The organism is Pirellulales bacterium (assembly GCA_035656635.1).
Taxonomy (GTDB): Bacteria; Planctomycetota; Planctomycetia; order Pirellulales; family JADZDJ01; genus DATJYL01.
In genome coordinates this window covers 1-8,330 of sequence record DASRSD010000026.1, presented here as the reverse complement: position 1 = coordinate 8,330, position 8,330 = coordinate 1, and the positions used below count along the sequence as shown (strand labels likewise).

Annotated in this window: 6 protein-coding genes; 4 read left to right on the top strand and 2 right to left on the bottom strand. The window is 56.7% G+C overall.

Translation table 11 applies throughout. The annotated features are described in order from the left end of the window. A partial coding sequence (locus VFE46_01965) for a hypothetical protein (GenBank protein HZZ26746.1) occupies positions 1-732 on the top strand: 732 nt, incomplete at its 5' end. A 162-nt stretch (positions 733-894) separates the two neighbouring features. Here VFE46_01965 and VFE46_01960 read toward each other — a convergent pair. Both VFE46_01960 and VFE46_01955 read right to left on the bottom strand, forming a co-directional pair. Next, the gene (locus VFE46_01960; protein HZZ26745.1) at positions 895-2,898 is read right to left on the bottom strand and encodes a protein kinase; all 2,004 of its coding nucleotides are present in this window, start codon (positions 2,896-2,898) and stop codon (positions 895-897) included. Positions 2,899-3,013: 115 nt separating this feature from the next. Next, the gene (locus VFE46_01955; GenBank protein HZZ26744.1) at positions 3,014-3,613 is read right to left on the bottom strand and encodes a sigma-70 family RNA polymerase sigma factor; all 600 of its coding nucleotides are present in this window, start codon (positions 3,611-3,613) and stop codon (positions 3,014-3,016) included. A gap of 285 nt (positions 3,614-3,898) precedes the next feature. On the opposite strand from VFE46_01955, the gene VFE46_01950 reads away from it, so the two are divergent. From VFE46_01950 to VFE46_01940, 3 genes are all read left to right on the top strand, one after another. Then, complete coding sequence (locus VFE46_01950; protein ID HZZ26743.1) at positions 3,899-5,494, top strand: calcium-binding protein; 1,596 nt, start codon at positions 3,899-3,901, stop codon at positions 5,492-5,494. Positions 5,495-5,585: 91 nt separating this feature from the next. Beyond that, positions 5,586-6,470 carry a PEP-CTERM sorting domain-containing protein gene (locus VFE46_01945; GenBank protein HZZ26742.1) on the top strand — a complete coding sequence of 295 codons (885 nt, stop codon included), beginning with the start codon at positions 5,586-5,588 and terminating at the stop codon, positions 6,468-6,470. A gap of 557 nt (positions 6,471-7,027) precedes the next feature. Next, complete coding sequence (locus VFE46_01940; GenBank protein ID HZZ26741.1) at positions 7,028-8,215, top strand: site-specific integrase; 1,188 nt, start codon at positions 7,028-7,030, stop codon at positions 8,213-8,215. The last annotated feature ends 115 nt before the right edge of the window (positions 8,216-8,330 follow it).

Genomic DNA, 8,330 nt, shown 5'->3' with positions numbered 1-8,330 from the left:
GTCAAGAAACTTGCGGAAGAAACGCCGGCGATCTTTATTGTGTTTGACCTCTTGGAAAATTCAGAGGGGTCCTTACTGAAATCTCCCTTGAGCGAGCGACGTGAGTTGTTGGAACAATTTGCCAAACAGAATTTTCGCAAGACTGGCCGGCTTGCGCTGTCACCCATGACACGCGACACCAAAGTGGCGCGGCGCTGGTTGGCTTCGGCAGGCCGCAGCTTGGATGGAGTGATTGCCAAACGCGTGGATTTGGAGTATCGATCCGGTGATAGGACCGGCATGCAAAAGATCAAGCCGCTCCGAACTGCCGATTGCGTTGTCGGGGGGTTTCGCTACGCCGCCGGCAAGCGCGTGGTAGGGTCGTTACTTTTAGGGTTATATGACAATCAAGGTAAATTGGATCATGTCGGATTTACGTCGAGCTTTAAGCATTCCGAGCGCGGGCCGCTGACGAAACGACTCAAGCGGCTGATTCATCCGCCCGGATTTACTGGCAAGGCGCCCGGTGGGCCAAGTCGCTGGAGCACAAAGCGATCGATGGAGTGGCAGCCGCTAGCGCCGAAGCTGGTTGTGGAAGTCGAGTACGATCACTTTACCGGCGGCCGATTTCGACACGGCACGAAGTTGGTACGGTGGCGGCCAGATAAAGCGCCCAAGCAGTGCGACATGGACCAAGTGGCAAAGCAAGGCACTCGGTCATTGCGGCTGCCGTTCCTCGATCGCGCTCGCTAAATAAGGTCGTCAGTTGCAGCGATTCAATTAGCGCGGAAGAGCGAAGATTGACGGAGAGTTTTGATGACGAGTGCTACAACCACATCACCCGTCGACTCACAATCGCCCACTCGCCCTCTGCGGTGCAAGTTCGTGAATGTGTGCGCCGCGAGATTCCGTCGTTCACGCGCCAACTGCGGGACGGCGATGCTTTTGCCAGACGGCGAGGACGCTTCCCAACAGCAGGAGACCCGATACGGCACTTAGAAATAGTGTTAACTGCAGCGCTTGCGTAACCCGGGCCTCGTCGTTTTTCAGGGGGCGGATAATCTCTAAAACCCCGCGTACGTCGCCAACTTTCCAATCTTTGCGACTAGACAACGGATGCGTGTTGTGACAATCGACGCAGGATTGCTTCATGATTCGTGCTTGGGCATAGCGAACGACAGGTTCGCCATTCATTTCTGTATACTCATGAACGGTTTCCTTCCCTTGGCTTTGCCGCAGGCGGATAAGCGCCTGGCGCTCGAAGTCGTCATGAGCTCCGCCGTCGGTCCGCCAAGGAAATGGATAGTCGCTGTACTGATGGACCTGAATGCCTGTTTTGCTATCCTGGTGCAATTCCTCACCCACGTCGTGCAGGAACGTCGCCGGAATGCTAAGCGGAACAGTACCCGGCGTGGGAGGCACCATTTTGTTGACCGTATAATGCGCCTGTTCAACGCGCTGCACGATCAGGCTATATTGGTTGTTCGCTTGTTCCAGAAGTTCCGCCTGTTGTGCGGCGCTTTCTAGCGCGCTGGAGCGAACCAACCGAGCGGAAAGCAGCGAAAGGATAATGAGCGCGATGAGCGGGGTGAGCACACCGGCGGCAGCAAGCCCCGCGGGGGCCGGATGTTCCCGAATCCAGCGCCAGGCTCTTTCGACCGCTCCCCTGGGGCGGGCTTTGATCGGCTTGCCCTGTACAAAACTTTGCAGGTCGTACGCCAATTCGCTGGCGCTCAGATAGCGGTGGCGAGGGTCCTTGCGCAGGCACTTATGGCAGATTGTCTCCAGGTCCTTGGGAACATTCGGTCGCAATCCGGTCACAGCGACTGGCTCGCTATGCAGAACTTGCAGCACCGTATCCAGGGGCGATTCTCCTTTGAACGGCGGTCGGCCGGTCAGTAACTCATATAAAATGGCTCCCAGCGCGTAGATATCGGCGGCCGGACCAATCGGCGGACCGGTGGGCGCCGCTTGTTCGGGCGCCATATAGCTCGGTGTGCCAAGCAGATCGCCGGTCACGGTAAGACCGCCATGGAATTGAGTTTTCATTTCCTTGGCGGCGCACTTTGCCACCCCGAAGTCGGCAATTTTTGGAATCGCCGTTAGCGGTCCTCCTTCCGCAACAAGGATGCTCGAACCGAGCGTTTCATCAGCCGGTCCGGTAGTCATTTGCTGGTAGGGAATCAAAAGGATGTTGGCTGGTTTTAAATCCCTGTGGACGACTCCCTTCGCATGCGCTGCCTGCACGGCCCGTGCCAGCACTTCGACAAAGTGTGCGGCCTGAATCGCCGACTGCGGCATGCCGTTAAGGTGTTGGGCCAGGTTGCCGCCGGTGATATATTCCAGAACAAAATACGGTCGACCATCGATATCGCCGACGCCAAAAATTTGCACGATATTCGGATGCTGCAAACGCGCGATAATGTCCGCCTCGGCGCGAAAACGGGCCAGCTCTTTCTCATCGGTGCGCGCCGAATATCGGAGCATCTTCAGCGCCACGATGCGTTGCAACGCCAGGTGTCGGGCTCGAAAGACGACGGCCATGCCGCCTTGCCCCAGGATGCCGGTGATTTCGTAGCCCGGCACGACCGGCCATTGCGAATCGATTGCCGCCTGTGCCGCCAGCTCGCGTTGTGTAAAAATCCCGAGTGTGGCGCCCGCCGGATCGGCGGGGAACGATGCCCCCGTGTGTGGCGTCACCTTCAAGCGTTGTAGAATTTCCTCTTCGGCGGGACTATTTGCAGAACAATCCTGGGCGCGTTGCCACGCCTGTGTGATTGGCATGGCGGTCAGTCGTGCGAGTGCAGCCTGGCACGCGGGGCACGCCTCGATGTGCTGTGCAAGGGTCTCCCGTTCGGTCGTGCCTAACACGTCGGCCAACAGCTGAGCGAGATTTTCCTCGGAGGGGCAAGACGTCATGGGAAGGCCACCGATGGTGCGCAACCAGCCGCCGGCAAATCGTTCCGCCCACGCGGAGTTCGATGCGCTGAAATTGTCCGTTCGCGTGCGAGGATCATGGGCATAAAAAAGGCTATCAGTCAACGGTTTCGAGTTTGCGAATTTCCTCTTGGAGCATCTTCTGGACTTTACTCTTAGCCACGTAAACCATGGCGACTTGCAGATGCACTTTGGCGGCTACTTCCGCGACGGGAAGCCCCTCAATCGCCACCAGGCGGAATGCCTCCCACGTATGCGGCGCCACGCGCAGACGAACCTGAACCTTAGCGGCTTCGAGGAGCTCAAAATCAAAGGCCTCCTCGAGTTTTCGGACCAAATCCTCGCGCGCTTCGACCGATTTCAGCAGCTTCCACATTTGCTCGTCGCCCATGGGCCGAACCACGCGGCGATTGTCTGCAAAATCTCGCCAGGCGTGGTGCGCAACCGTCTTGAGCCATCCCCGGAAGCTGCTGTTCGGGTTGTAGTCAAAGTCGCGGAGCTTTCGGGCGAGCTTCAGCAAGATCTCTTGAGTGACGTCCTCCGCGTCGGCATCCTGCAATCCCCATTGCCGGCACCAGCGAAAAACGTGTCGCCCGTATTGCTCAACGAAGTCCTCCCAAGCGTCTTTATTCGACGGGTCGTGCCGAAGCCGCGACAGCAATGTGGCGCGCGTCGTCGGTAACCCTGCGTTGGGCATGGGTAGCGCCTCTCCAGTGACTGGACGAATCTCAGCTATTGTCGTGTGCAAGCGGCGCACTTGCAAGTCTTTAAATCGGCGCGATGCGGCGGCGACGGCAATGATTAGTTCCAGAAATAAATTTTTTCGGCGCTAGATTGCCCGAGCAGCGGCAGTAGTACCTCTTAGAAACGCTGCGGAAGCCGGGTGCTTCGGCGAATCGCCTTGTCGAAGCAGGAACAGTTCGGCGGCCGTGGATCGAAGTCTTGAACCACCCATACCCCAAACAGCAGAAGAGGCAACACCATGTCGCGCATGACATTGCATCGATGGGCCATTGTAAAAATTCGCCAACGGAGGACAACGCGAAAATCGAATCATCGGAATCGACCGCGTTCCTTCGAGCGACTCGACGAACGAGTGGTGCTGTCGGTCACCGCTACGTTTGTCCCCGGCACCGGCGTCCTGTCGGTCCTGGGAGACAACGCGAGCAATAGCATTGTGGTAAGCCGCGACGTGGCCGGCCGGATTCTCCTGAACGACGGCGCGATCAAAATTACCGGCGGCGCACCGACCGTTGCGAATACGACGCTCATTCAGGTCCTGGGACAGGGGGGCAATGACCGAATTTCCCTGGACGAAACCAACGGCGCTCTGCCCGCTGCAAATCTTTTCGGCGGCGACGGTAACGACACGTTGATTGGTGGCTCGGGCAACGACATGTTGCTCGGCGGCGCCGGCAACGACATCCTGCTTGGAAAAGGAGGCGTCGATCAGTTGTTCGGCGGAGATGGCAACGATACCCTCACCGGCGGGACCGGCAATGACTTTGTTTTTGGTGAAAATGGCAACGACCGGATGATCTGGAATCCGGGCGAAGGAAGCGACCTTAACGAGGGAGGCGCCGGCGTCGATACCGTCGAAGTTAACGGCGGAAATGGCGCCGAGAACTTTACCGTAGTTGCCAATGGCACACGTGTTCGTTTCGATCGGGTCAGTCCGGCGCCGTTCTTCCTGGACATTGGCACAACGGAAAACCTCGTGCTCAATGCCAACGGTGGCGACGATGTTTTCACCGCCGGCAACGGGTTGGCCAACTTGATTTCGCTCACCGTCGATGGCGGCGCGGGGAACGATACGCTCACCGGCGGCGACGGCAACGACAGGTTGTTGGGCGGCGACGGGAACGACACCATCGTGGGTGGTCGTGGCAATGACGTGGCCTTGCTCGGCGCCGGCAATGACACGTTCATCTGGAATCCTGGCGAGGGGAGCGACGTGGTCGAGGGGCAAGGCGGCCACGACACGTTGCAGTTCAACGGCGCCAACGTCAATGAAAATATCAACCTGTCGGCAAAAGGCAGTCGCCTGCGGCTGACTCGTGACGTCGGCAACGTGACCATGGATGTTAACGGAGTCGAGCAGGTCAATGTTGCGGCACTGGGCGGCGCCGACACGCTGACGGTCAACGATTTGTCTGGAACGGGGGTCACGGAGGTGAACCTCGACCTGGCGGGAACGCTCGGCGGTGCCGCCGGAGATGGCCAGACCGACACCGTCATCATCAACGGCACGGCTGCCAAGGATGCCGTCACGATCGCTGGATCCGGCAGCACCGTGGTCGCCACGAGTCATGCCACGACGGTGCACGTTGCCAATGCGGAAGCTGCCAACGATCGCCTGCGGATCAACGGTTTGGGCGGCAACGACCTCTTGGACGCCAGCCAGCTCAATGCAGGCGTGATCGGGCTGACCATGGACGGCGGCGACGGCAACGACGTGCTGGTCGGCAGCGACGACAACGACACGCTATCTGGCGCAGCCGGCGATGACGTGCTCGTTGGCGGGCCGGGCCGTGACATTCTTGACGGCGGTACCGGGAACAACATCGTGATCCAATAAGGTCGCGCGCTTCCGCGGCGATCGATGACCGAGGCTGAGACATCAACTTTTACTTTCTAATTTGGTTCCTCAACGACAAAGGAGATTTTCAATGTTTTCGAAACCAGTTCATTCCATCCTGCACCGGACGTTTGCCTTGGCCGCGGCATCGCTCATTTTGGGCGCAACCACAGCAGGCGCAAGCTTTGTTACGTTTTCGACAGGCGGAAATTCGGCGACGAGCTCGATCCAGAGTACTGTCGATTCGTTCCGCACTGCATTGGGCGGTATTAACAACGGCAATAACCCTGGACCGTTGAGCGGCGGCCGTCGCGAAATCAATTGGGATGGCGGCGGCGCCACGACCGCTACGGCAAGTGGACCGGTGCTTACTGCATTCACCAATACGCGCGGCAGCACCTTTACGACCGATGGCTTGGGGTTCCTCCAGACGCCGGTCAATGATCCGGCATTGACGGGCATCAATTCGAGCTACTCGACCACCTTCGGCGCTTTTAGCCCGCAGCGGATTTTCACGCCCGTGGGTAGCAATATTACGGACGTAACTTTTTCGGTGGCGGGCACGAATGGCGCTACGCAGGCTACGGTTGCAGGTTTTGGCGCTGTGTTTACCGACGTCGATTTACCAAATGTTACTCGGATGGAATTCTTCAACTCGTCGGACGTCCAAATTTTGAGCCTCAATGCATTGCCCGGCACGACATCCAATGGCAGCTTTTCGTTTTTGGGCGCCATGGGCAATGCAGGCGAAAGAATTGCCCGAGTCCGAATTACCACGGGCAACTCGGACCTGGGGCCAGGGGAGGATTCCGAGAGCCGGGTCGATGTTGTCGCGATGGATGATTTTATCTATTCGGAGCCGGTCGCGGCGAACGTCGTTCCAGAACCGTCGACTTTAATGCTTGCTGGATTGGCAGCACTTGGCGCAGCTGGATTGACCAAACTTCGCCGCCGACTCAGCAGGTCGGTCGGATGAGTTGACTTCTGCGATCAGCCAAGGCGGTAGTACGCAAATTGCGGCCGATTGGGTAATCGCTGGTGGATGTGTAGTCGATGGCGAGAATACAATGGCCACTTCGGGCCTTGCTCGCCATTTTTCTTTTTTAAAAATCGTTTCCCCATATGAGAAAGAGCACTCAAGATTCCCCGACGGGAGAATCGGCATGCTTAAAAGCCATTGCAGGTATGCAAACTCAACATGACTGTGTTTACTAGCCTAAGTGGTCTGTATGGCATTTGTACCGCACTTTCATGGGATTGCATTGCACGAAGCTGGGGAACTAGGATTTGAATCTGCTTTGGGCCAATTTCGCCTAAGTGGCAAACGCATCGCATCCTAATTGCAACTAACGATTGTATCGTAAGTTAGGACGATTTGCCACGCGAATGTGATTCGTTCGCAATCTCATTGGAATTGGCGATTCTGTTATACCGATGTTATACGGCTAGAGGAACTAGGTTATGGCCAGCACGCACCAAGACAATCGCACGGGCAACTATCTCGTTTCGTTTCGCTACGGTGGGCGTCAGTTCATGGCGTCCGCAAAGACCGACAGCAGGAAAAGCGCTGAGGGAATGAAGGCGCGCATTGAGGAAACCATCTCCGACTTGCATCGCGGCCGCATTGTAATGCCCGCTGACGCTGACCCGTTGATTTTCATCGTAAGCGGCGGCAAACTTGCCGACAAGCCGACGCTGGAGACCCCCGACATCGTATATCTTGGCGATGCCTGCGATGTCTATCTAACCGATCAGCATGGGAAAGCGGAAAACACGCTGGGGACGGAACGCACTCACTGCAATAATCTCCGCCGCGTGTTAGGCGGTAAGACTAAGCTAGCCAAGATGACGATCAAAGAGATTCAACTGTACGTCAATCGTCGTGCACGAGAAAAACGCGCCGGCAAGTTAATAGCCGGCGAAACGATTCACAAAGAGCTAGTTACCTTTACGCAAGTTTGGGCATGGGCCAAACAGCGTGGATACGTCAGCCGCGATTGCCCGGTGTACGATGATCGGCACAAGTGGGCAGTAAAGGTAGAGAAGCCGGCAGAAAAAGAGAAATTCCAAACTTGGGGGCAAATCGAAAAGCGTATCAAACGCGGTGGTTTGACTGATGCGCAGAAAGACAAGCTATGGGACAGCCTATATCTGGACAATGACCAAGTGGTCGAATTGCTCGCTTACGTCAAAAAAAACGCGCTCCACGAATTTATTCATCCCATGTTTGTATTCGCTGCCTACACCGGAGCGCGGCGCAGTGAGATTTGCCGAAGTGAGATTGAAGATTTTGATTTCGACAATAAGGCAATCAATCTTCGCGAAAAGAAACGACGCAGAGACCTTGCCAGTAGCTTCCGGTTTGTCGAACTTCACCCCAAGCTAGCCGAAGTGATGAAAGCATGGTTCGATGAGCATCCCGGCGGTAAGTACACCATTGCGGCTCCGCTGGAGATGGCCAAGCGGCCAGAGCGCATCGACTTCGCGGCACTGACGCCTAAAGAAGCCTATCACCATTTCAAGTACACACTGAAAGACAGCAAGTGGTCAGTCTTGCGCGGCTTCCACGTGCTACGCCATTCATTCGGGGCAAATCTTGCCCGTGCTTGCGTACCACGCGATCAGATTGGCGCATGGATGGGCCACTCGACTGAGGAAATGAAATCACTCTACCAGCATTTATTTCCCCAAGATGGCGCTCCTAGAGCGCTCTTCATCTAGCTCTAGCGCCATGCCGGCAAATTAGTTAAGCTACGCAGCAACTTGAACAAGGAGGTTGCTGTGGCACCGTATTCGAGGGAGTTTCGTCGAGACGTACTTGCCGCCTGTGATACGG